The organism is Enterococcus sp., assembly GCF_022711995.1.
Lineage (GTDB): Bacteria > Bacillota > Bacilli > Lactobacillales > Enterococcaceae > Enterococcus_D.
Genome location: NZ_JALAHI010000013.1, coordinates 18,720 through 41,806 on the forward strand (window position 1 = coordinate 18,720; position 23,087 = coordinate 41,806).

Below are 23,087 nucleotides of genomic sequence, written 5' to 3' on the forward strand. Positions count from 1 at the left end.
TGGAGCTGATGTTGTGGAAACAGGAACAATAATTAAAGTATCAGGTCCGTTAGTTTTAGCAAAAGATATGGGCCATGCAAGTTTAGAAGATATTTGTTATGTCGGTGATCTAGGTGTCGTTGGAGAAATCATCGAAATGAGAGGATCGATTGCTTCGATCCAAGTTTATGAAGAAACCTCAGGAATCGGGCCAGGAGAACCCGTTCGAACGACCGGTGAACCGCTGTCTGTTGAGTTAGCACCGGGAATTATGTCGCAAATGTTTGACGGGATTCAACGGCCATTAGAAACGTTTATGGAGCTGACTCAAAGCAATTTTTTGAAACGAGGGGTCCAGCTGCCGGCATTGGATCATGAGAAGAAATGGACCTTTGAACCGACTATTGCGGTAGGAACCGAGGTCACTGCAGGGATGGTTATCGGGGTGGTTCAAGAGACACCATTGATCCTTCATAAAATTATGGTGCCTAATGGCATCACAGGAAGGGTCAAAGAAGTATTTACGGGGGATTTTACGATTGATGAAACCGTCTATATTCTTGAGACACCAAAAGGAGAGCAGTCCTTTTCAATGTTGCAAAAATGGCCGGTACGGCACAGTCGTCCAGTCAAACAGAAATTAAATCCCGTGGAACCTATGATCACCGGACAGCGAGTGATCGATACTTTCTTTCCAATCGCAAAAGGCGGCGCTTCTGCAGTTCCTGGTCCCTTCGGTGCGGGGAAAACAGTGGTTCAACATCAAATTGCTAAATGGGCAGATGTCGACTTAGTGGTCTATGTAGGTTGCGGCGAACGAGGCAATGAGATGACAGATGTCATGAATGAATTTCCGGAACTGATTGATCCACGAAGTGGCGAATCCTTGATGGCTCGGACGGTTCTGATCGCAAATACATCCAATATGCCGGTAGCTGCTAGGGAAGCTTCCATCTACACAGGTATCACGATCGCTGAATATTTCCGAGATATGGGGTATTCAGTGGCGATCATGGCCGACTCCACTTCTCGTTGGGCGGAAGCGTTGCGAGAAATGTCCGGTCGTTTGGAAGAGATGCCAGGTGATGAAGGCTATCCTGCCTATTTGGGTAGTCGTTTAGCCGAGTATTACGAACGGTCAGGGAAAGTGATTTGTTTAGGTTCGGAACAAGAAGGCAGTATTACAGCCATTAGTGCAGTCTCTCCTTCTGGTGGAGATATTTCCGAACCAGTCACACAAAATACCTTGCGAGTGGTGAAAGTTTTCTGGGGGCTGGATGCTACACTGGCTCAAAAAAGGCACTTTCCATCGATCGATTGGCTAAAAAGCTATTCCTTGTACGAGAAGGAGATGGGTGCCTATTTGGATCGGCAGTTGCAAGTGGACTGGTCGGACCATGTAACCACGGCTATGCGGATGCTGCAAAAAGAAGCAGAACTCTCTGAAATTGTTCGTCTGGTGGGAATCGATGCCTTATCGGAAAAGGATCAACTCCTGTTAGAGATCACCAAGTCACTGCGAGAGGACTTTTTACAGCAAAATGCCTTTGATGCCGTTGATACCTTCACCTCTCGAGAAAAACAATTTGCGATGTTAGACACTATCTTACTGTTTCATGAGGAAGGGCAAAAAGCCTTGGAATTAGGTGCCTATTTGACAGAAATTTATCAAGGAACAGAAAATCTGCGAGACAAAATCGCCCGCATGAAATATCTTCCGGAAGACGAAATAGCAGGAATCCGCAAATTAGCAAGCGAGATCAAAGAAACAATGAAAGATATCTTGCAGAAAGGAGACCGCACAGATGATCAAAGAATATAAAACAATTGGCGAAGTTGTCGGCCCCTTAATGGCGGTTGATCGCGTCGCAGGAGTGAAATATGAAGAGCTGATCGAAGTTCGGCTGCAAAACGGTGAGATTCGTCAAGGACAAGTCTTGGAAATTCAAGAAGACAAAGCACTGGTGCAGATTTTTGAAGGAACAGGCGGCATCAATTTACGGGAATCCAGTGTCCGTTTTCTCGGCCATCCATTAGAACTAGGTGTTTCTGAAGGCATGATTGGCCGGGTTTTTGATGGCTTAGGCCGGGTCAAAGATGGCGGTTCAGAAATCATTGCTGAGAAACGCATGGATATCAACGGGGAAGTAATCAACCCGATGGCTCGCGATTACCCGGATGAATTTATTCAAACCGGTATCTCTTCCATCGATCACTTAAATACGCTGGTTCGGGGCCAAAAATTACCGATTTTTTCTGGTTCTGGTCTGCCACATAAAGAGTTAGCTTCTCAAATTGCTCGCCAAGCGCAAGTGCTCAATACAGAAGACGACTTTGCAGTGGTTTTTGCCGGCATTGGGATCACGTTTGAAGAAGCGGAATATTTCATGGAAGACTTTCGCCAAACCGGAGCGATCGACCGATCGGTTGTTTTTATGAATCTAGCAAACGATCCGGCCATCGAACGAATCGCTACCCCGCGGATGGCTTTAACAGCTGCCGAATATTTAGCCTATGAAAAAGGTATGCATGTCTTAGTCATCATGACGGATATGACCAACTATTGTGAAGCTTTGCGGGAAATATCCGCAGCTCGTCGAGAGGTACCCGGTCGCCGAGGCTACCCTGGTTATCTCTATACAAATCTTTCAACCTTATATGAACGCGCAGGTCGTTTACGGGGAGTGAAAGGGTCGGTGACGCAAATCCCAATATTGACGATGCCAGAAGATGACAAAACCCATCCTATCCCTGACTTGACTGGGTATATCACAGAAGGGCAAATCATTCTTTCAAGAGAGCTATATAAAAACGGCATCCAGCCACCGATCGATGTCTTGCCTTCACTTTCCCGGCTGAAAGACAAGGGAACCGGGGAAGGGAAAACCCGTAAAGACCATGCGGCAACCATGAATCAGCTGTTTTCTGCTTATGCGCAAGGGAAGCAAGCCAAAGAACTCGCCGTCGTTTTAGGGGAGTCAGCACTATCTGATGTCGATAAAATCTATGCCAAATTTGCGGAACGTTTTGAAAATGAATACTTGGATCAAGGCTATCAAACCAATCGTTCCATCCAAGAAACGTTGGCCCTCGGTTGGGATTTGTTAGCGATGCTGCCAAAGGTCGAGTTGAAACGAATCAGTGATGGATTGTTGGAGGAATTTTTACCACAAGGAGCGACCAATGAGCAAACAACCCGTTAATCCGACCCGTATGGAATTAAGTCGCCTTAGTAAACAGTTGACGACAGCTAGAAGAGGCCATAAACTATTAAAAGACAAGCAAGATGAGTTGATGCGTCAGTTCATTGAACTGATCAAACAGAACAACCTATTGCGTAAAGAAGTAGAGGCCCAATTGTACAAGGCCATGAAGGCATTTCGCTTAGCCAATGCGACGATTAATGAAAAGTACATTGAAGAAATGTTCATTTTGCCAGCAACAGAAGTTTCTCTTGATGTCTCCACCAAAAATATCATGAGTGTCGAAGTGCCGGTGATGCAGTTTGACTACGACGATGTGACCATGCAGGCACCAATCGAGTATGGGTTTGTAAATTCGAATGTTCCTTTAGATCTGGCAATTGGTCGTTTCACCGATGTCTTGCCGAAATTATTGTCGCTAACTGAAATCGAAAAAACTTGTCAATTACTGGCAGGGGAGATTGAACAAACCCGACGTCGGGTCAATGCACTGGAATACTTGACCATCCCTGAGCTGGAAGAGACGATTTATGGCATCAAAATGCGGCTTGAGGAAAATGAACGCGCCAATGTTACTCGGATGATCAAAGTAAAAAATAAAACCCAGTGAAGAATGGATCTGTCGACAACCGGCACGCCATGAAGGAAGGATAATGAGATGAAAAAAAGAATGCCAAAAAAAATCAGCGCCCCCCAGCTGGTCACGCTGGTCTTTTTGCTATTGATCTTGATCGGCACCAGCCTACTCATGCTGCCAGTGGTAACCAATGATGGGCAAGGAGTGCCTTTCTTAGATGCATTGTTCACCGCGACTTCCGCGATATGTGTGACAGGACTCTCTACATTCTCCATTTCGGAACAATACAATATCGGCGGACAAGCGATTCTTTTGATTTTGATCGAAATTGGTGGGATCGGCTTTATGTCGATTCCAGTCTTCTTTTATCGGATCGCAAAGAAACGGGTCAATTTAAGCACTCGAATGATTCTTAGAGAATCGCTCAATCTTGATCGGATGTCTGGGGAGCTTCACTTAGCTTGGTACATTATCCGGATCGCTGTTTTGATTCAATTTTTGGGCATCTGTTTATTGGCTCTATCCTTTGTTCCGCGTTTTGGTTGGCAAAAAGGCTTGTGGTTTAGCATTTTTCACGGAATTTCTGCCTTTTGTAATGCCGGTTTTGATCTTTTCGGCGATAGTTTGGTTTCTTTTCAAGCGGATCCGTTTGTATTAGCTGTCATCAGTCTGTTGATCATTGCCGGCGGCTTAGGTTTTTTAGTCTGGTCTGATTTGTTGGCCCCTAAAAAAAGGCACTCCTTACATAGCCGTATCGCTTTAACGGCTACGATCACTTTGCTGATTTTGGGAACGATTGGGTTCTATGTGACTGAATACAGTTCAGGAACCGTTGCAGGGGATTCACTAATCGGCCGCTTTTTCCAACTATTCTTTCTTGCTGTGACTCCTCGGACAGCTGGCTTTTACAGCATCGATTATGGCCAGATGAGTCAAGCAGGGCTGATGTTGACGATGATTCTTATGTATATCGGCGGCACCTCTGGATCGACGGCCGGAGGACTAAAAACCACAACGGTTTCGGTATTGATCATTAAGATTCGCAGTCTGTTAAAAGGGCGCAAACGAGCAGAAGTGTTTGGCAGGACCATTAAAGAAACGGCTGTTTCCCGAGCGTTTACCCTTTTTTTCCTAACGTTGAGTCTCTGTTTCATGGCCATTTTTTTGCTGTCCATCACTGAAACAATACCGGGAAACCCACGATTTGGCTTGGAATACATTGCCTTTGAAGTTTTTTCAGCCTTTGGCACAGTCGGTTTAACGATGGGATTGACCCCATATCTTTCTGTCTTCGGCAAATTATTGATTATCCTATTGATGTTTATTGGCCGAGTGGGCATCATGACAGTGGCTTTTTCATTGATGACAAAAGCCAGTCGGCGAGAAGCTGGGTACAAGTATCCGGATGAAACGGTCATGATCGGTTAGATTCTATTAGCAACAACTCCAACTAATGAGTGAGAAGCTGGCAGCTTTTAGTTTGCTTTAAGGTTGACCAACTATGATTAACCATAAGAAATGGGTCGGACAGCTGAATCGCGAGTATCGGATTGCGATCAAAGGCGATAGAGCTGCTAAGAGTACCCAAAGGTGGGATGATCATGGATCTGTGGTTGCTAGGAAAAATTTTCGTTACGATGCTGTTGGCAGGATTGTTATTGGAATGGCTGTATCTGTTGCGGAAATTCTCACGACAAACACAACGAGTGCTTTTTTTGCTGCTGATACTTATGGAATGGCTCAGTAACGGTTGGATCGGACTTTTGACAAGCTTACTTTGTGGTTTAGTATTCATCAAGATCAGCGATCAAGAGCGGCCTAAAATGCCAATTCAATCACCGGATTATGGCGATGGACAAGAAAGCACTGAAAACGTGATACAAAAACAGTGACCGAGTAAAAAGCACGATTGAAAGGAAAGGTTGAAAGGGCAGCGTTTCATGGACAGAAGATAGACGATCAAAAAAAGAACCTGCAGCGCAAGAGGCTATGCCATAAGTCTCCGACAAGTAACACTATCCGAACCATATATAGTATTGCTCCTGCGGTGCAGTGGCTCCTCGTCGCAAAAGTTCGAGGAATCTATCGCAATAGCATATGATTCGGATTAACTTGTTGGATGACGACTTATGGCACAGTCCCAGCGCTGCAGATTTTTTGGAATAGGCTATGCTGTTTTGCTTACTACGTGGAAGTAACCCTCTTTGTCTTGGATGATCCAGACATTTTGGGAATCTTTCTTTGCGATGACGATTCCTTGTACGACCTCATTGGTGACTGTGCGAAATTCTTCTGTATTCATTTCGATCCCTCCAAGGTTTAGCTGCCAATTATTTTCCAAAGGGGGCAGCACGAGCTTAGGAATGAGGTCGTGCTGCAAAGTAAAAAAGAAAATAATTTGGTATCTATAGTATAGGCGCAGGATATTGAGTTGTCGTCAATTTCTTGTAAATAATCGGTTAACAACGAAATAATCGAGTAAAACCGTCTTATTTTAGATTGTTTCATTTTGTTTTTTTTAATTAGACTGTTTCGTTCCACTAACTTCCCCAGTAGGTTAGCGAAATTGGCTGGTCATTCAAAAAGCGGAGGCAGTTTTTCAATATGCTTTTTTCCAGTTACCTGCGCCTATTTTCGGTTATTTCAGCAATTTGTCCAACAGCGGTTTTGTTCGTCAGGGAAAATTGACCAAAAAATGGCGGAATTACCAGCTGCTTGGCTGGCGTTTTTTGTTCTCATTCGCTTAAACTTTTAGTAAAATAGGACAGAAGGAGTGGATAATGTGAAAATCAAACAAATCGTTAAGTTAAGTATTTTGGGGCTCATTGGGATCGGATTAAGCGGCTGTTCTGATGCAGCTTCAAAGACCACTGCTGACACTAGCAGTGAAGCAGCTGTCAGCTCGAATGTTAGCCAACAAAAAGCTGAAATTTCATTTGTCAACAAGACCGACGCAACGCCCAGTGAATTGCCGGCTAAAAGTGTGACTTTTGAAGAGGGTGCCTCTTTGATGGATGTGATGAAAGAAAACTTTGACTTGAAAGAAGACAATGGCATGATCACGAGCATTGAGGGACTGGCTCAAGACGAAGCTGCTGGCTATTATTGGACGTATACGATCAATGATCAAATGATCAACACAGGGGCAAAGGATACTGTCCTTAAAGAAAACGACAAGGTCGTTTTTACTTATGAAAAATTCTAAGTCTACTAAAGCTGCTTTCTCTGTTCAAGAGATTGCTTATCTTGCCTTGATGGTAGCCGCTTCTGTAGTGGGTCGAACATTGTTTCAACCGTTGCCGAATGTACAACCGATGACGGATATTTTCTTGTTGGTGACTTTTTATTTAGGCAGTGCCAGAGGATTGATCGTCGCCCTGTTATCCCTTTTAATCACCAATTTCTATATGGGAATGGGAATCTGGACGATTGCTCAAGGGATAAGTTATGCGGTGGTGATTCTCTTAATGAGCGGATTGCGGCATATTCCGATGGTGAAACGGTCCATGATCCTCCAAGTGAGTTTCAGTGTTTTAGCTGGCTTTATATACGGATTTATCGTTTCTTTGGTCAGTGTGTATTTGCTAGGGATGCCCAGCTTTTGGGGATATTATATACAGGGAATAAGTTTTGATGCCCTTCACGGGGTTGGCAACGGCCTCTTTTATGGCTTGCTGGCACCACTATTTCTGCGCCTTTTTCACCGTTACTATCCATCAACAGCAACAGATGAGAAAAAGCGGAAATTTGGCAACTGATCCGATTAGACGAATAGTAAAAGAGCGTGGGACAAAAGGAAAAACCACTTTTGTTCCACGCTTTAAACACGTATAGCAGGCGAGTAGCAACTCCTTCGGGAAATAAATCGAGACCCCCAAAAATTTGAAAAGTAACTTCTGTGTATTCTGCTTAATTCTCGGAGCTACATATTCCAGCCGCTTTTTTCTGCGATTGTCGCCGGTGAGACAGTGCTTGTGGATGCTGCTACAAGCAAAATGGTGTTTTTCTTCCCGGAATTCAGTTATTCTTACCATATACTGGAAAGGAGGCGGTTTCAATGAAATGGATCGTGAAAAAAGAAGATCTAGAAACGTATCGGATGAGATTCAATGGGAAACTGGCTGGCTATGCTGAAGAAGCAAAAGTAATGGCAATTCCATTGCCTAAATACTATATTGTCATCGTTGATGAGGAAAAAATCAGTTTGATTCAATTGGATTTGAACTTTGAACAAAAAGCCATGGAAACGGTCTTGATCCATGAAATCACCACGTTGAAAATCACAGGAGTCATGAATAAGAAAGTCTTGATTCGGACACCGTCGAAAACGATCAAGGTTTTGATCAAACCAATGGCCATCGGAATCACAGAGGAACAGCAACAATTGATCGATACTTTTACTCGCATGGCAAGCTGATCACTATATAACTAAAGGGCCTGTGCCATAAGTCTCCGACAAGTGACACTATCCGAACATTAACTAGTGCTCCTGCGGTGCAGTGGCTCCTCGTCGCAAAAGTCAGAGGAATCTATAGCAATAGAATATGATTCGGTTTCACTTGTTGGATGATGACTTAAGTCACAGTCCCTAGTATTTGCTCCTGCGGTGCAGGGACTCCTCGTCGCAAAAGTCCGAGGAATCTGTAGCAATAGCATATTATTCGGTTTCACTTGGTGGAAGCTGACTTATGTCACAGTCCCGTTGTTTATTCAGGTGTTCCTACAATTTTGATATATTCATCGATGTTTTTGATTTTCATATGTTTGATCACTAACTGTTCACGTTTGTTCCATTTCCCTTCGACTTCTAACTGATATTTGTTGAGAGGTAAGCGTAACACGTAACTTGAAAGGTAACGGTCTTTGATAATACAGTTGACGATTTTATGGTCTTCTAATAATTGGATTCCAGTCAGCATCATCGGTGTTTCTTGAAAGACACGGCTATTGACCAATAATCCTACATGTGTTTCATTCATTATTCGATCCTTTCTGAGAAAAATAAATTCTCGAATATTCTTCTTTTCTATGTTACCCGATTTAGCTAGGAAAGGCAATTCTGGAAAAGCACCGAAGCATTTCATTCGTTAGAAAGCATAGAAGGGGATGTTTGTTCCCAATAAATATTGAATTTTTTCTAAATCTACTGTTACGAAAAAAAAGGTTGTCCAAAATAATTTGTTTTTTTATAAATTTAAAGAAGAACATTTTTATATAATTGGCTTCGTAGCCGTGTTTAAACAAAATAACAACTTCTTTACTGAATAGATAGATGCAAAAGGAGGAAATGGCCAAGCTTGAAAACAGGCATTTCGGCAAATTTCTGTTAAGATAATAACTATAAAAGAATTGGAGGAGACATATATGAAAAAATCTGGATTGGTAGTAGGTTTGGTTGGCACAGCTTTTGGTCTGGCGGTTTATAAAAAAATGCAGAAGATGAATGTCAACAAAGATTCTGTTAAAGGCAAGACAAAAGAAGTAGCCGGCAATATCGTAGGCAATCACAAAATGCAAACAGAAGGAACCCTTGATCAAGTAGTGGGTGCTTCAAAAGAAGTGTTAAAAGACTTGAAAAAATCAGTGGTCTCGACTATCGGCGTTGGCACACCAGATAAAGTCGCTGGCAAAGCGAAAGAAACTTCAGGCTCTATCACGAATGATCCTGCAAAAAAAGCTGCTGGAGTTGTGGATCAAGCAGCAGGGCACTCAAAAGAGGTCATTGCGGATCTAAAAGATAAGTCAGAATCAGTGGCTCAAGATGTAAAAGACACCTTCGACCAAAAGTAATTTTTCTGGTTTTACCACACTCTCTGTTCGTAGCGAACATACAAATGAAAAGTTTCGTCGCAGTCAGGCATTGTGCCTGACTGTTTTTTTATGTAAGACGTTGAATGAGACATTTTTCGATGGTTTGTTTCAATTGTTCCTGAAAGATAGCTGAATCCGTCGGAGTGCATGGGGAAAGAGTACTCGCTCATTTAATTAAACCTAGCGCTGAATGATTTGCTGGTAGCTCATGACTACTGGCAAAAAGGAACAGTTGCTGCTTGACACATGAATGCATACTCATATATAATAAAAATGTAGATATGAACATATATTCATTTGTTTGCAAATGATTCAATCAAAAGGTTAAAGGAGGCTTTTCTTATGTCTACTCATTCATGCAATCATTCGTCACAACACGCTCATTCATCAGGCGCTGCGCATCAACATGCCCATGGAAATGCGCCTTTACGCAATTATTTAGCCGGAGTGGTTCTTTTTATTGTTGCTTTAATGGTACCGCAAGTGCTTATAAAAGATTTGTTGTACAGTGGGGCTATTCTTTTGTCCGGGTATCATATCATTTGGGAAGGGATCGAGGATACAGTCAATGATAGTCGCAAAAGCAGGAAATTTAGACCAAATGTTCATTTATTGATGACGCTGGCTGCTTTTGGTTCTGTATTGATCGGTAACTTTAATGAAGCAGCATTACTGATTTTGATTTTTGCCGGCGCGCACTTTTTGGAAGACTATGCTGAAGGCCAAAGCCGCAAAGAAATTACGAATCTGCTAAAATTGAATCCGACAGAAGCCCGGCTGGTTATGGCAGATGGGTCCATAAAACAAGTTCCAGCAGAACAAGTGAAAAAAGGAGACACTCTGCAAGTGTTACCAGGTGACCAAATTGCCACGGATGGAAGAATTCTTTCGGGGATCAGTAGTATCAATGAAGCTTCCATCAATGGCGAGAGTATTCCCCGAGAAAAAACAGTGGGGGATGAGGTCTTTGGCAGTACCATCAATGGTACCGGCACCTTTATGATGGAAGTGACAAAGGATAGCAGCGAGACTGTTTTTGCTAAGATTTTGTCTGTTGTTGAATCTGCTCAGACCAATCAATCAAAAACAGAGACTCGGATCAAAAAAATCGAGCCCATATATGTAACTACTGTTTTGATTCTAGTACCGCTATTCATCTTGACCGCACCTTTTCTTTTTGGGTGGGACTGGTCGACCAGTTTTTATCGCGGACTGGTGATGATGATCTCAGCTTCTCCATGTGCGCTAGCTGCTAGTGCCGTACCGGCTAGTCTGTCGGCTATTTCCAACTTGGCAAAACGAGGAATCTTATTTAAGGGTAGCTCGTATTTAGCGAATATGGGACAAACGAAAGTGGCGGCTTTCGATAAAACCGGCACATTAACCATGGGAAAACCGCAAGTAACCGATGTTTACTTTGATGAACAAGCAAGTGAACAACAACGTCAAGAGTGGGCTTCGTTGATTCTGGCAATGGAAAAGCAAGCAAATCATCCACTTGCTGCAGCCATCGTCAGCCATTTTGAAAAGCAAACAGGTGTGCAAGCCATTTCTCTTACCGCCAACAATGAAATTGGCTCGGGGTTGACAACTGTTGTCGCTGGAAAAGCCTATCGAATCGGCAAACCTTCTGGGACTCTCCAGTCCACTTTTACTAAGCAAAAAGAAAGCTTGGAACAAGCAGGGAAAACAGTGGTGCTTTTTTCAGTGGATGAACAGCCAGTTGGACTGATTGCATTAATGGATCTGCCAAATCCGCAGGCAAAAGGGGTCATTGATGAATTAAAACAAGCTGGTATTCGGACAGTCATGATCACAGGAGACAGTCAGGCAGCAGGGGAAGCGATTGGAGAACAACTTGGCGTGGATCAAGTGGCCGCCAATGTTCTGCCAGAAAATAAAGCCCAAATCATTCAACAACTGCAACAAGAATTTGGTCAAACAGTCATGGTCGGTGACGGCATCAATGATGCTCCAGCCCTCGTACAATCTGATATTGGCTTTGCGATGGGAGAAGGATCAGACGTTGCTATAGAGGTTGGTGACGCTGTGATCATGAAAAATGACCTGACCCGTTTTACTTATGCATTAAAAACTGCGAAAAAATTGGATCGGATCATTTGGCAGAACATTTTCTTCTCTATGTTTATCGTTGCTTTATTGATCGTTTTAAATTTATTAGGGAAAATGAATATTGGCCTAGGGGTCTTTGCCCATGAAGGCAGTACACTACTTGTCTTGTTCAACGGCTTGCGGATGCTGGCACCGTTGCATCAAGACAAAGAGAGTACAAAATAAAAAGAACGAGGCTGTGCCATAAGTCTCCTACAAGTAAGAATATCCGAACAGTAACTATTATTGCTCCTGCGGTGCAGTGGCTCCTCGTCGCAAAAGTCAGAGGAATCTATCATAGCAATAGAATCTTATTCGGTTTAACTTGTTGGATGATGACTTATGGCACAGTCCCGTTTGTTTTTTTGAGTTATTGATTGAAAGCGACAGATGAGTGAGGCAACTGATCGATTTTTGCTAAGCGTTGATCGATTCGTTTAATGATGCCTTCTGAAAACTCAAGATTTTTGATCGAAGAGCGAGCTGCCAACAATAGTTGTTTTTCTTGCATCAAGTCCTCTTGGATTCGATAAATATTGGCTAAGCGTTCCACATATTCATAGTGGGTATAGTCCGTCTGGCTGATCAAAAACTTCAATAAATCAGCTGCTTGCACATACGCTTCTTGCGTATAATAGGTGATTGCTTCACGGTACAACTTGATTTCAAATTCTTCGATTTTTTGGGAATTTGCTTTTAATTCTCGCCATTCATTGATCGAAATTTTCTTTTGAATGTTCCCCAAGTCGTCATACAAAAAAATCACAGGGACGTCATTGGGATGTTTCATATCTTGTTTAATTTTTTTCATGTCGTACCTCCTGTGTTCTTTGCTCATTTTTTCTTTTTAATATAGTCTTATTGTAAAAGCAAAGGATCGAAAAGTCCACATGAAGTTGTAAAAGACGGCTTCTTTTAACGGATTCTCATCTTGTTATCTGCGTTTTCTTTGAAAATGATTGACCAAATCGGAAATTCCCATAAACATCAAGACGCCACCGAAGATTTGGAAGAAGAGCAACCATGTTTGAAAAGGATTGAAGACCAGAATGATTCCTGCAACAATCACGAGTAAACTAAACAGCAAACCTGTGAGAAAAGGGAAGCCATTTCGTCGTTGATTAAAGCTTGCCATCAAACGAGTACAGCCGCTGATCGTAATCATGATTCCCAAGAAGAAGGGAACGATCGCTAACAGTCCTTTGGCAAAAACGAGAATAGCTGCTGCTGCAATCAACAGTAAGACACCCGTCGTCATCTGCATATTCACATAGCCGGTTTGTCGTTTTTCTTTATAACTTGAATAGAGATTGATTACTCCTAGAAAAGCGACATACCCAGCAACTAGATAAACAATGGTGTTAAAGACGCTGCGAGGAGCGATCACAATAATCAATCCAGCAATCAAGAACAATATTGCTCGTAGTAAATCATAGCGTTGGATTTTATCGAAAAAAGTATTCATTCGTATAGTTCCTCCTTTTTTTTTCTATTGTAGCGGATTTCTTTAAAAATAGAAAATAGAAAAGCGTTAGGGGAGGATTCTGCTTTTTAAGAGAAGCATTTTTTGGTAAGATAGACGAAACAGCAAAGAATGGAGAAACCCATGAGTGTATTAACGCTATTAATGTGCTTGTTCACAGTTGTATTATATTTATTTTTATTTGTTGTCCGCAAAGACATCCAAGTTGTTGCAGTCAGCCGCAAAGGGGGAAAAGCAGCCATCGCTTTATTTTCACTGGTAATTATCCTTGTGATGCTTTTTACGGAAGAAACCTTTGACAATCGTTTGCGAGGGATCGTTTCGGGTTTGCTGTTTTTAAGCTTTGTTTTTGACAGCAGAGGTCTGGCAGAGGATCGGCTGATCATTCATCCCCTGAATATTCGGGGAATTTTGTATCAAGAAGTGGATCGAGTCGTGTTATATCAGGAAAGCAAAGATCATTGGATCAAAATGAATTTCTTCCGTCGCGGGATCCGGGGTCCGATGTTGAAATTTGATCGACCTATGGAAGAACTGGTTCTGTATTTAACGGAACATTTAAAAGAAGGAACGCCGATTGATGTTCTTGTGGATCAAGAGCCAAAAGATCATTAAGACCGTTTTTGTTCAGTCGTGGATTTGGCAACATTCGGTAGGGGAATGAAACAATTCCCTTAATAAAAGATTTCATTCAGTGCATCATTTCAGATAATGGGTCTTCCTTTGGTGTTTCCTAAAAATCTATAGGATCGCAAAAATTGTCAGAGTATCGATTTGACGAAGCGCTTTTTTCAGTGCTTCGTTTTTTTGCAATCAAGTGGGTCGTTTCTTGAGAGACCATTCGACCTCGTTGTACCATCAAAAACTCTTCTATTCCAATTTTGATCGGGCAGGGGAGACCTTCGTTTCTCTTGAGCCTAGAAAAAGTTGACAAACTTGGTGAGGCAACATCGTTAGCGAATTTAGCCAAATAATTCCAAAGAATGGATTCACTGAATAGCGGACTACTAAAAAGACAACAAAAAAGAATCCAAAAGACAATGATAACCAAAGAAAAGTTCTTTTTCTATAAAGACTACGGGGAGCAAAGCTGTATTTCCCCAAAAGCAGCTTTCCAAAAATCGCGATCCCAAAAACCAAAAACTAAAACGACTGGAACAATGGGAATGTTGCCCTGGGCGTTGATGAATGCGGGGGGCGTGACGAGTGAGTGCAGGAAAACCAGTAAAACCAGTAAAACCAGTAAAACCAGGAGAAATCACGGACTTGTTTTGGTCTGTTTCTTAGCAAAGCGTGAATCATCATTAAACAGGTTGCAAGGCTTGTAGTCCAGCGTATTTACCCGAACGTTTTGCTATGTTTTGTTTAAGACGAACAGGGCTTTTCCCTCAATTCAAGTGAATATGGTAAAATTGAGTATCACCTATTTTGATTCCATGGAATCGTTTTACATACAAAAGGAGAACAATGATGTCGGCACAACTAAAAGAGGTCTTCAAGACCATTTTGTTCGTCGCTCTATTAGGGCTAATGCTTTTTTCGTTGCGTCACTATGTCTTCACCCCGGTAATCGTTAAAGGAGATTCAATGGACCCCACCCTCCACGATGGGGAGCGGGTGATCGCATTGAAGAATACTCAGATCAACCGATTTGATATCATCACCTTTGAAGCACCAGATGATGTGGGAAAAAACTACATTAAGCGAGTGATCGGGTTACCAGGGGATGTCGTGGAATACCGAGAGGACACGTTATACATCAATGGGAAAGCTTATGACGAACCTTATCTAGCTGCTTTTCGCGCAAAATTGACGGACGGTTTCCCCCTTACAGCTGATTTTACGATGACTGACTTTGGGGTAGAACAGATTCCGAAAGGAAAGCTATTGGTATTAGGGGATAATCGCCGGATCTCCAAAGACAGTCGCATGATTGGGTTGATTGACCAATCCGTCGTACTAGGGGATGTCAAATTTATTTTTTGGCCTCTTGAAGATTTCGGGATTATTCCGAAACAGCACTCTGAGTAAGCGGACCTCCGACTCGCTCAGAGCTTTTTTTTGAAGAAGAATTTGTTATACTATTTGGTGTGAGAATAAAAATAATTTAGGATCATTAGGTGTCATAAAGAGGGCTATTCTTAAAGGGAATTGCCGAAAGAAGAGTCCAATGATCGTTAGGTACAAAGAAAAAGTGGACAAAAAACAAAGGAGTCTTCGTATGAGTTTACGATTTATATTAGGCGATGGTCGTTGCGACCATGAACAAGCGATTTTGGAAGCTGCCAACGCATGGTTGGAAAAACCGCAAACAGAAGTCTTTTTTCTTGTTCCTAACTACAATAAGTTTGAACGAGAAAGAGAAATTCTGCAGGCGCTAAAACAAGGACCTGGTGATTTTTCTTCGATTCGGGCGCAAGTTTACAGTTTTCATCGCTTGGCATGGTTTTACCTTCAACAGACGGGGTGGCTGTCAAAAACAGCGATCACAGATACGGGCGCGATGATGATTCTACGCAAAATTCTGCTTGAGTTAGAAGAGAAACTGGTACTCTTTCGAGGAGAAATCAATAAACCTGGATTTATTCAACAATTGCTGGCGCTTTATCAAGAGATGCAGACCAGTAGTATTACGACGGAGGATCTGCTTTTCGGTGGGACTGCGCCAAAGGGTAATGGCGATGATTCGGTAAAATTTGCGGAATTGGCATTGATTTTTCAACGTTTTGAATCAGAAATGATGACGCGAGAATTACAAGTGGAACAACCATTGACATTGTTGACTCGTTTTCTTCAACAAAGTTCTCAACCAACCGACTTAGTCACTAATCCTCCAGAGCTGTCAAATTCGTTATTTATTATTAGTGGCTTTTCAGCATTTTCAACCCAAGAACAACTTTTACTAAAAGAATTGATGAAACAAGGTCACGTAATAGTCGACTTACTATTGGATCGCGGTTATCCCCAAGAATTACCTTCACCATTAGATTTGTTTTATGAATCGGGGCGCAGTTACCATCAACTCTATCAAGATGCTCGCTCAGAAAATGTCGGCATTTATTTAGATCAAAAACTATCAGCTGCAGAATTAGGAAAAGACTCATCTGAGGAAGCAAAGGCCTACAATGAAGTTGAATCGTTTTGGCGGAAAACACAGAATCAGCTTCATTACCACCAGCAACAGAAAGTGTCACCTTATTTAGAAATGTGGAAAGTGGGAAATCCCGAAGAAGAAGTGCGGCAGATGGCGGCAAAAATCCGGGGGCTGATCAGTGAGCAAAAAGGAGCAAAACTGCGGTATCGGGACATTCAAGTTTTGACATTGCAACCTGAGATTTACCACCAGTATATCCCAACGATTTTTAAGGACTATGATATTCCATTTTATATTGATGAAGAACAACTCATGGCCCAGCATCCATTAGTCGAGTTTCTAAATGCTTTCTTTGCTTGTGCAGATTATGGCTTTCGCTTAAATGATATTTTTCGTCTGTTGCGGACAGAACTCTACTTGCCTCAATCTTTCCAACAGCAAGAGGATTGGCTGGCTGCTCGGGATGCCTTTCGCCAATTAGTCGATATTACGGAAAACCAAGCGCTGGCTCATAACTTCCAAGGAAAAGATTGGACCCGTGAGAAAGACTGGCTCTTAGTGGATTACACACTAACAGGGGAAAATGCTTCTGCAATCACAGAACTGACGGCCTACACGAATCAATTGCGCCGTTATTTCCGTCAGGATATTTTTAACTCTTTGAAATCGATTCAAGAAGTCGGCACGAATCTGGAAGCAGCAGGCGCGTTGTATCAGTTTTTACTTTCGGTAGGTGTTGACCAGCAACTGATTCATTGGCGTGATCAAGCCATTGCCCAAGGAAAGCTGGAACAAGCCCGTAATCACGAACAGACATGGCAAGCACTGATTGATTTGTTAGACGAATTTGTGGCGATTTATGGCGACGATCCTTTTGAATGGTCCTTGTTTGAGGAAATAGTGATGACCGGATTGGAAAATTTGACTTTCGGAAAAATTCCAACTGCAATTGATCAAGTCAATATCAATCGCTTTGATCTAGTCCGTCCCCGCCAAGCCAAAATCACTTTTGTTCCGGGGTTGAACGAGACAGTCTTACCGCGACGAATTGAAAATAAAACGTTACTGACGAACGAAGAAAGACAGCACCTCAACCAATTATTTGCGGGAGAAAAATATTTACGGGATACGATTATCGAAAGCAGTGCCAAAGAGCCATTCCTTTTTTATACGATCTTATTGTCTTCGACGGACAAACTGTTTCTATCGTATGCCTGCAATTTTGATACCCAGCAAAATATCAAAATATCTCCCTATTTGGCTCGACTACAGGGATTAGATGTTGCTCTACAAGATCGCGGCATTTTATCTCTGACTAGTGATCCAGAAGCCTATGTCGGTACGTACCGAGGGTTGATCTATCCTCTGAATAATTTAAGTCAGCAGGCAAAAAAAGCAGGGCAGAATTTGCCACCTCAATGGCAGCAGTTCAAAAATGTTTTAATGGATTCACCTGTAAAACAGTTAGCCCTACGTGTGTTTGAAAGTCAAACCCATCAGAATATTCCGGTGCCACTCTCGCAAGACAAAGCCGTTGCGCTCTACGGTCCATCCATTTACAGTTCGATCTCGCAATTGGAAACTTTCTATCAGTGCGAATACAAGTATTTTGTCAGCTATGGTCTGCGGTTGAAAGAACGAGAAATCTATGGCCTCAATTCAGCGATGACTGGGGAATTTTTCCACGATGCATTAGACCGCTTTGTTAAGGTTTTGATCAGTGAAAATATTTCGTTGACCCAGCTGACGGTTGAGCAACGGCTGCAATTTGTTGAAAAAGTGCTGCAAGAGATTTTTGGAGAAGTCCGCTATGCGTTATTGTCGAGTTCCGCCAGGATGAATTTTATCCGTTATCAATTGGGCAAGACGATTCAACGTGTTGCTTGGGCATTGACAAAGCAAGGGCAAAAAATGCATTTTTCCCCACAAAAAACCGAAGTATTGTTTGGCCAGATTGCTGGTGCTCAAGGAATCAATGGCATTGAGTTGCCTTTGAGCAGTGGCGGCAAGCTGCATGTGCGAGGAAAAATCGATCGGGTTGATGCTGCACAAACGGCAGAAGAGCAGTGGCTTTCGGTCGTCGATTACAAGTCCAGCAGTCGTGAATTCGATTTGACAGAAGCTTACTATGGATTGGCGATGCAGTTGATCACCTATTTGGATGTCGCACTCAATGATGCGGTGCAGTTAGTTGGTACAGAAAATGTTCATCCTGCCGGGGCCTATTACTTACACGTCCATGATCCGCTTTTGGACGGTCAAAAGTTCTCAGAAGAAGAACGGTTAAAACAGTTTAAATATGACGGGTTGTTTTTGGATGAACCAGCCTTATTCCCGCTGTTGGATCACGAATTGTCAGATAGCAGCAATTCAACTGTTTTTCCAATTCGCAAAGATAAAAGCGGGACGTATCAAAAAACACCTCAAGCCAAAAATAAGTTTTATACCGAAGAGGAGATCCACTTATTGCGGCAGCATAACCGTAAAAATATGCAGCAAGGTGCCGAAAAGCTTCTCAGCGGTGAAATTGCCTTAAATCCTTCTTACAAGCTGAAAGACAAAAAACGAGCTTGTGAATTTTGTCCGTTTCGCAGTATTTGTGATTTTGATGTGATGCTGCAAGAAAATAATTATCATCGTTTAGAAAACTTATCCAAAGAAGAGGTTCTACAACGATTAAAGGAGGAAGAAAATGACTAAGATCCCATTAAAACCACAAAACGAAACATTTACTGATACTCAGTGGCAGGCGATCTTTGATAAGGGAGACAATCTCCTTGTTTCTGCCTCTGCCGGATCCGGAAAAACCACTGTACTGGTACGGCGTGTGATTGAAAAACTAAAAGCAGGCAGCAATATCGATGAACTGTTGATCGTGACGTTTACCGAAGCGGCCGCTAGAGAAATGAAAGAACGGATTCAAGTGGCTTTGCAAACAGCTATCAACCAAGAGAGCCAAGAGTCGAAACGGCAGCACTTCGTTCGTCAACTGCAATTATTGCCCACAGCGAACATCTCGACGCTGCATGCCTTTTGTTTAACCGTCATACGGCGATTTTACTATCTGATCGATTTAGATCCTAGTTTTCGGATGTTGACGGATGAGACGGAAATTTTGTTATTAAAAGAAGAAATTTGGTCCCAGTTAAGAGATGCCCATTACGAAGCAAACGATGAAGCGTTCTTTCGCTTAACTGAAAACTTCGCCAGCGATCGTTCCGATGAAACCGTGGGGGATTTGATTTTGTCGCTGTACGATTTTGCCCGTGCCAATCCCGATCCGGAAAACTGGTTGGATCATTTAGCTGTCAATTATGAAACAACAGAGAATTTAGGGGAGAATCCTCTCTATCAAACACAGATCAAACCGGCTTTAGTGGAGATGGCTGCAACGGCTGAACATCTGCTGGTTGCGGCTAAGCAATTTGCTGATCAGTCGCCCTTGATGGAAAAAGCGGCTACTCTCGTTCAGGCAGAAATCAATCAAGTCCAAGAAATTCAGCGAGTGTTGGCAACAGATGATCTATCACTATTGTTTGATGGTTTGACCCATCTCACCTTTGGCCGCTACCCAAGCTACCGCAAAGAAGAACAAAAAGAACTTTCACAGGAAATCAAACCGTTGCGGGATGATGCCAAGAAACTGCTGGAACAAATCAAAGGCTATTTTCCTTATCCACCGGCAGAAATGCAACGAATGTTGGAGCTTTCGGCACCGATCGTTGCAACGATGGCGGAGATAACCAAAGAGTTTCTGGCAGCATTTCAAACTCGTAAGCTTGCAAAAGGCTTGTTGGATTTCAATGATTTGGAACACTTTACGTTGAAAATCTTGTTAGGAGACGGCACAGGCAGTGATGCTGCTGTCTATTACCGCGACAAATTCGAGGAAGTTCTTGTGGATGAATACCAAGATATCAATCGGCTGCAGGAAGCGATTTTGTATTGGGTACGGCAAGTGAATGGCGACCATGGCAATATGTTTATGGTAGGGGATGTCAAACAGTCGATTTATTCTTTCCGTCTCGCCGATCCAACATTATTTATCGAGAAATATCTGGCGTTTGAACATCAACAGGGGGGACGGCGGATCGTCTTAGCCGAAAATTTTCGTTCCCGTCATGAAGTGCTTGATTTTACGAACTTGATTTTTCAACAACTGATGGACGAACAGGTTGGTCAGATTCCCTATGATGAAGCAGCGACGTTAGTTCCGGGGTTTCCGAATTTCCCTGAAAGTGCGGCCTTTATGCCAGAACTTTTGATCTATGAAAAAGAAACGGAAAGCACCGCAAATTTGATCGAGGACAAAACCGAAGGAGAACTTCATGTGACTGCGATCAAAATCAACGAACTGATCCAATCGCAATTTATGATCTATGACAAAAAAAGTCGGGAAGAGCGCCCAGTCACTTATCGGGACATTGTTTTATTGACTCCTACCCGAAAGAATAATTTGGTGATCTTAGATGTCTTCAAAAAATTTGGGATCCCTCTTGAAGTCAATGATGCGCAGAACTATTTTCAGGCCACGGAGATCCAAACGATGGTTGCGTTGCTGCAAATCATCGATAATCCTTATCAAGATATTCCGTTAGTGGCGGTTCTCCGTTCGCCGATGGTCGGACTCACTGAAGACGAATTAGCAGAGCTGCGGCTGGCGGATCGTACTAGCGAGTTTTACCAAGCAGTATTGACTTACCAAGCCAATCACGAAGGGACGGCCTCCCCATTAAGCAAACGAGTGGCTGACTTTTTAAGAGAATTGAATCGTTGGCGGGAAGCTGCTCGTCGCTTGCCGATCCCTGATTTAATTTGGGATATTTACGATACCACGGCTTACTTGGACTATGTGGTGGGCTTGCCAGCTGGTCAGCAGCGCTATGCCAATTTGATTGCATTGATCCACCGGGCTGAAAAATATGAAAAAAGCAGTTTTCGCGGATTGTATCAATTCATTCGTTTTATTGAAAAGATGCAGGAAAAAGATAAAGATCTCGCGGAGCCAGTGGCAACACCAGCTGAAAATGCGGTACGGGTAATGACTGTTCATGCTAGTAAAGGATTGGAATTCCCAGTCGTTTTCTTGTTGGATACTACGAAATTCTTTAACTACCAAGATTTTCAAAAGCGGTATATTTTTGAAGAACAGCTGGGAGCAGGGATTCAATATATCGATGCAGCGGAAAATATCAAATATGAAACGATTCCTTTTCAAGCAATCAAACAAGTCCGTTTGAAAAAAGCGTTGTCGGAAGAAATGCGTAAACTATACGTGGCGCTGACTCGAGCGGAGCAGAAGTTGTATTTGGTCGGTTCCTATAAAGATCAACAAGCTGCCTTTAAAGCTTGGCAAGCGGGATTGACGCAAAAGCAGACGGTTCTTGATCCGGCATTGCGCCTAGTTGCCCGAGGAAGTCTAATGGATTGGATCGGCTTGACATTGATTCGACACCCGGAGATGGAGCAAGTTTTTGCGGAGGCTAGCGATCGCAAAGTAACGATTCATCATCCTGCAAGCTTTCAGATTAATTGGTGGAACCAAGATCAAATTGATCAGCAGTTACAATTGCAGCCGGCAGCAGAACCAGTTGCGGCTCCAACCCCAAGTGCCGCCCCCTCAGAAACATTGTTGGATCGTTTAGCTTATCAGTATCCTTACAGCAAGGCAACACAAACGACGAGCTATCAATCGGTCTCTGAGTTGAAACGACTGTACAATGATCCAGATGATCAAGACATCACGTTGCTAGAATGGCGTTCTGCGGAGGAAAAACTGGCGCCTCAGCGTTTTCGTTATGTAGAAACGGAATTGGCTAAGCCGCGCTTTTTACAGGAACAAAAGCCGCAAGCGACATCCATCGGGAGTGCCACCCATTTGGTCTTGCAAATGCTGCCTTTGACGGAAGTGCCAACAGAAGCTTCATTAGCCGCTTTTATCGATGATCTGGTTGAACGTCAGCTTTTTACAAAAGAAGTGGCGGAGAAAATCGATCAATCAAGCATTCTTTGGTTCTACCAGACGGTAATAGGGCAAACGTTGGTCAAATACGCATCACAGGTAAAACGGGAACAGCCTTTTTCCATGCTCAAAGAAGCCGAGACTATCTTTGAAGGCTTTGACGAACCAGATGCTGAATTGTTGATCCATGGAATTATTGATGGTTATGTCGAATTGCCTGATCGAATCATTTTGTATGATTTTAAGACAGACGCAGTCTTCGGCAGTGAAGCCCAAATTGAAAAACGCATGCGAGATCGGTATTACGGACAGCTAAAACTGTATTGTCAAGCGTTGGAACAAGCATTACAGAAGCCGGTGACCGAGATTTATCTAGTTTTACTAGCTGCTAAAAAAATGATCGAATGGTAGGCTCTCGAACGGGATTTCTTACAATTCGTAAGCGATATGCTATAATAATGCAAAGAGGTGATAGGAAATGATAGAAGTGGAAACAAATTATACTCTTTGCCCTAAATTTGAAAAAGCTTTTTCGATTCTAGGGAAAAAGTGGAATGGGTTGATCATTGATGTGCTTCTTGAAGATGGCAAACAGCGGTTTGTGGATCTTGCCAAAAAAATCCCCCAAGTGAGTGATCGGGTATTGGTGGAACGTTTGAAAGAATTAGAGCGAGAAGAGATCGTCTGCAAAGAAGACAATCTGTACTGCTTGACACCAAGAGGGATCGCACTTGAAAAAAGTATGATGAGTGTAAAGCGTTGGGCAGAAACTTGGGTCAGAGAAGAAGAATGCAGTTGATTTCTGGCAAAGAATTAGGTACACTTAGGTCAATCGAATAGTAAAAAAGCGTTGATGGAAACTAGTA

The 23,087-nt window shown here is 42.7% G+C and carries 19 protein-coding genes; 15 read left to right on the top strand and 4 right to left on the bottom strand.

Annotated features, from left to right (window positions below):
- Positions 1–13: 13 nt before the first annotated feature.
- The 5 genes from Q0A12_RS01040 to Q0A12_RS01060 all read left to right on the top strand — a co-directional run bounded on the left by Q0A12_RS01040 (position 14) and on the right by Q0A12_RS01060 (position 5,651).
- Positions 14–1,801: a V-type ATP synthase subunit A gene (locus Q0A12_RS01040; RefSeq protein WP_291290866.1), complete on the top strand. Its 1,788-nt coding sequence runs from the start codon at positions 14–16 to the stop codon at positions 1,799–1,801.
- Entirely contained in the window at positions 1,785–3,182 is a 1,398-nt protein-coding gene (locus tag Q0A12_RS01045; protein WP_291290867.1) for a V-type ATP synthase subunit B, read from the top strand. The genes Q0A12_RS01040 and Q0A12_RS01045 overlap by 17 nt, the downstream gene beginning before the upstream one ends.
- Complete coding sequence (locus Q0A12_RS01050) at positions 3,163–3,792, top strand: V-type ATP synthase subunit D (protein ID WP_291290868.1); 630 nt, start codon at positions 3,163–3,165, stop codon at positions 3,790–3,792. Before Q0A12_RS01045 ends, Q0A12_RS01050 begins: the two co-directional genes overlap by 20 nt.
- A gap of 48 nt (positions 3,793–3,840) precedes the next feature.
- Positions 3,841–5,187 carry a TrkH family potassium uptake protein gene (locus Q0A12_RS01055; protein WP_291290869.1) on the top strand — a complete coding sequence of 449 codons (1,347 nt, stop codon included), beginning with the start codon at positions 3,841–3,843 and terminating at the stop codon, positions 5,185–5,187.
- A 173-nt stretch (positions 5,188–5,360) separates the two neighbouring features.
- On the top strand, positions 5,361–5,651 hold the full coding sequence (locus tag Q0A12_RS01060; protein ID WP_291290870.1) for a hypothetical protein: 291 nt from the start codon (positions 5,361–5,363) through the stop codon (positions 5,649–5,651).
- Between the two features lie 275 nt (positions 5,652–5,926).
- On the opposite strand, the gene Q0A12_RS01065 is transcribed toward Q0A12_RS01060, so the two are convergent.
- Complete coding sequence (locus Q0A12_RS01065) at positions 5,927–6,061, bottom strand: aldo/keto reductase (RefSeq protein ID WP_291290871.1); 135 nt, start codon at positions 6,059–6,061, stop codon at positions 5,927–5,929.
- A gap of 480 nt (positions 6,062–6,541) precedes the next feature.
- On the opposite strand from Q0A12_RS01065, the gene Q0A12_RS01070 reads away from it, so the two are divergent.
- The 3 genes from Q0A12_RS01070 (at position 6,542) to Q0A12_RS01080 (ending at position 8,176) form a co-directional block, all read left to right on the top strand.
- Positions 6,542–6,964: a DUF4430 domain-containing protein gene (locus Q0A12_RS01070; protein WP_291290872.1), complete on the top strand. Its 423-nt coding sequence runs from the start codon at positions 6,542–6,544 to the stop codon at positions 6,962–6,964.
- Entirely contained in the window at positions 6,951–7,517 is a 567-nt protein-coding gene (locus tag Q0A12_RS01075) for an ECF transporter S component (RefSeq protein WP_291290873.1), read from the top strand. The genes Q0A12_RS01070 and Q0A12_RS01075 overlap by 14 nt, the downstream gene beginning before the upstream one ends.
- Positions 7,518–7,816: 299 nt before the next feature.
- Positions 7,817–8,176, top strand: coding sequence for a hypothetical protein (locus Q0A12_RS01080; RefSeq protein ID WP_291290874.1), 360 nt, complete (start codon positions 7,817–7,819; stop codon positions 8,174–8,176).
- Between the two features lie 289 nt (positions 8,177–8,465).
- Here the strand turns inward: Q0A12_RS01080 and Q0A12_RS01085 are convergent, their stop codons facing one another.
- Positions 8,466–8,738, bottom strand: a complete 273-nt coding sequence (locus tag Q0A12_RS01085; protein ID WP_291290875.1) for a hypothetical protein — start codon at positions 8,736–8,738, stop codon at positions 8,466–8,468.
- Positions 8,739–9,123: 385 nt separating this feature from the next.
- Here Q0A12_RS01085 and Q0A12_RS01090 point away from each other — a divergent pair, with 385 nt between their 5' ends.
- A complete protein-coding gene (locus Q0A12_RS01090) occupies positions 9,124–9,549 on the top strand; it encodes a CsbD family protein (RefSeq protein ID WP_291290876.1) in 426 nt (141 codons plus the stop codon).
- Positions 9,550–9,912: 363 nt separating this feature from the next.
- On the top strand, positions 9,913–11,868 hold the full coding sequence (locus tag Q0A12_RS01095) for a heavy metal translocating P-type ATPase (RefSeq protein WP_291290877.1): 1,956 nt from the start codon (positions 9,913–9,915) through the stop codon (positions 11,866–11,868).
- A gap of 184 nt (positions 11,869–12,052) precedes the next feature.
- Here Q0A12_RS01095 and Q0A12_RS01100 read toward each other — a convergent pair whose 3' ends face one another.
- Both Q0A12_RS01100 and Q0A12_RS01105 read right to left on the bottom strand, forming a co-directional pair.
- Positions 12,053–12,493 (bottom strand): hypothetical protein, encoded by a 441-nt coding sequence (locus Q0A12_RS01100; RefSeq protein ID WP_291290878.1) that lies wholly within the window; start codon positions 12,491–12,493, stop codon positions 12,053–12,055.
- Positions 12,494–12,616: 123 nt separating this feature from the next.
- On the bottom strand, positions 12,617–13,147 hold the full coding sequence (locus tag Q0A12_RS01105) for a DUF308 domain-containing protein (protein ID WP_291290879.1): 531 nt from the start codon (positions 13,145–13,147) through the stop codon (positions 12,617–12,619).
- 141 nt (positions 13,148–13,288) lie between these two features.
- Here Q0A12_RS01105 and Q0A12_RS01110 point away from each other — a divergent pair, with 141 nt between their 5' ends.
- From Q0A12_RS01110 to Q0A12_RS01130, 5 genes are all read left to right on the top strand, one after another.
- Positions 13,289–13,780: a hypothetical protein gene (locus Q0A12_RS01110; RefSeq protein ID WP_291290880.1), complete on the top strand. Its 492-nt coding sequence runs from the start codon at positions 13,289–13,291 to the stop codon at positions 13,778–13,780.
- Positions 13,781–14,635: 855 nt separating this feature from the next.
- Positions 14,636–15,196 (top strand): signal peptidase I, encoded by a 561-nt coding sequence (gene lepB, locus Q0A12_RS01115; RefSeq protein ID WP_291290881.1) that lies wholly within the window; start codon positions 14,636–14,638, stop codon positions 15,194–15,196.
- A gap of 190 nt (positions 15,197–15,386) precedes the next feature.
- Entirely contained in the window at positions 15,387–18,959 is a 3,573-nt protein-coding gene (locus Q0A12_RS01120) for a PD-(D/E)XK nuclease family protein (RefSeq protein WP_291290882.1), read from the top strand.
- Positions 18,952–22,632, top strand: coding sequence for a helicase-exonuclease AddAB subunit AddA (addA, locus tag Q0A12_RS01125; protein ID WP_291290883.1), 3,681 nt, complete (start codon positions 18,952–18,954; stop codon positions 22,630–22,632). The genes Q0A12_RS01120 and addA overlap by 8 nt, the downstream gene beginning before the upstream one ends.
- Before the next feature lie 67 nt (positions 22,633–22,699).
- The gene (locus tag Q0A12_RS01130) at positions 22,700–23,020 is read left to right on the top strand and encodes a winged helix-turn-helix transcriptional regulator (RefSeq protein ID WP_291290884.1); all 321 of its coding nucleotides are present in this window, start codon (positions 22,700–22,702) and stop codon (positions 23,018–23,020) included.
- Positions 23,021–23,087: the final 67 nt, after the last annotated feature.

What these genes read in the sequence shown, in the direction of transcription:
- Q0A12_RS01060 (WP_291290870.1), top strand. Translation starts at nt 5,361, where the DNA reads ATGGATCTGTGGTTGCTAGGAAAAATTTTCGTTACGATGCTGTTGGCA.
- addA (WP_291290883.1), top strand. Translation starts at nt 18,952, where the DNA reads ATGACTAAGATCCCATTAAAACCACAAAACGAAACATTTACTGATACT.
- Q0A12_RS01080 (WP_291290874.1), top strand. Translation starts at nt 7,817, where the DNA reads ATGAAATGGATCGTGAAAAAAGAAGATCTAGAAACGTATCGGATGAGA.
- Q0A12_RS01095 (WP_291290877.1), top strand. Translation starts at nt 9,913, where the DNA reads ATGTCTACTCATTCATGCAATCATTCGTCACAACACGCTCATTCATCA.
- Q0A12_RS01100 (WP_291290878.1), bottom strand. Translation starts at nt 12,493, where the DNA reads ATGAAAAAAATTAAACAAGATATGAAACATCCCAATGACGTCCCTGTG.
- Q0A12_RS01075 (WP_291290873.1), top strand. Translation starts at nt 6,951, where the DNA reads ATGAAAAATTCTAAGTCTACTAAAGCTGCTTTCTCTGTTCAAGAGATT.
- Q0A12_RS01120 (WP_291290882.1), top strand. Translation starts at nt 15,387, where the DNA reads ATGAGTTTACGATTTATATTAGGCGATGGTCGTTGCGACCATGAACAA.
- Q0A12_RS01110 (WP_291290880.1), top strand. Translation starts at nt 13,289, where the DNA reads ATGAGTGTATTAACGCTATTAATGTGCTTGTTCACAGTTGTATTATAT.
- Q0A12_RS01085 (WP_291290875.1), bottom strand. Translation starts at nt 8,738, where the DNA reads ATGAATGAAACACATGTAGGATTATTGGTCAATAGCCGTGTCTTTCAA.
- Q0A12_RS01105 (WP_291290879.1), bottom strand. Translation starts at nt 13,147, where the DNA reads ATGAATACTTTTTTCGATAAAATCCAACGCTATGATTTACTACGAGCA.
- Q0A12_RS01065 (WP_291290871.1), bottom strand. Translation starts at nt 6,061, where the DNA reads ATGAATACAGAAGAATTTCGCACAGTCACCAATGAGGTCGTACAAGGA.
- Q0A12_RS01050 (WP_291290868.1), top strand. Translation starts at nt 3,163, where the DNA reads ATGAGCAAACAACCCGTTAATCCGACCCGTATGGAATTAAGTCGCCTT.
- Q0A12_RS01045 (WP_291290867.1), top strand. Translation starts at nt 1,785, where the DNA reads ATGATCAAAGAATATAAAACAATTGGCGAAGTTGTCGGCCCCTTAATG.
- Q0A12_RS01055 (WP_291290869.1), top strand. Translation starts at nt 3,841, where the DNA reads ATGAAAAAAAGAATGCCAAAAAAAATCAGCGCCCCCCAGCTGGTCACG.
- Q0A12_RS01090 (WP_291290876.1), top strand. Translation starts at nt 9,124, where the DNA reads ATGAAAAAATCTGGATTGGTAGTAGGTTTGGTTGGCACAGCTTTTGGT.
- lepB (WP_291290881.1), top strand. Translation starts at nt 14,636, where the DNA reads ATGTCGGCACAACTAAAAGAGGTCTTCAAGACCATTTTGTTCGTCGCT.
- Q0A12_RS01130 (WP_291290884.1), top strand. Translation starts at nt 22,700, where the DNA reads ATGATAGAAGTGGAAACAAATTATACTCTTTGCCCTAAATTTGAAAAA.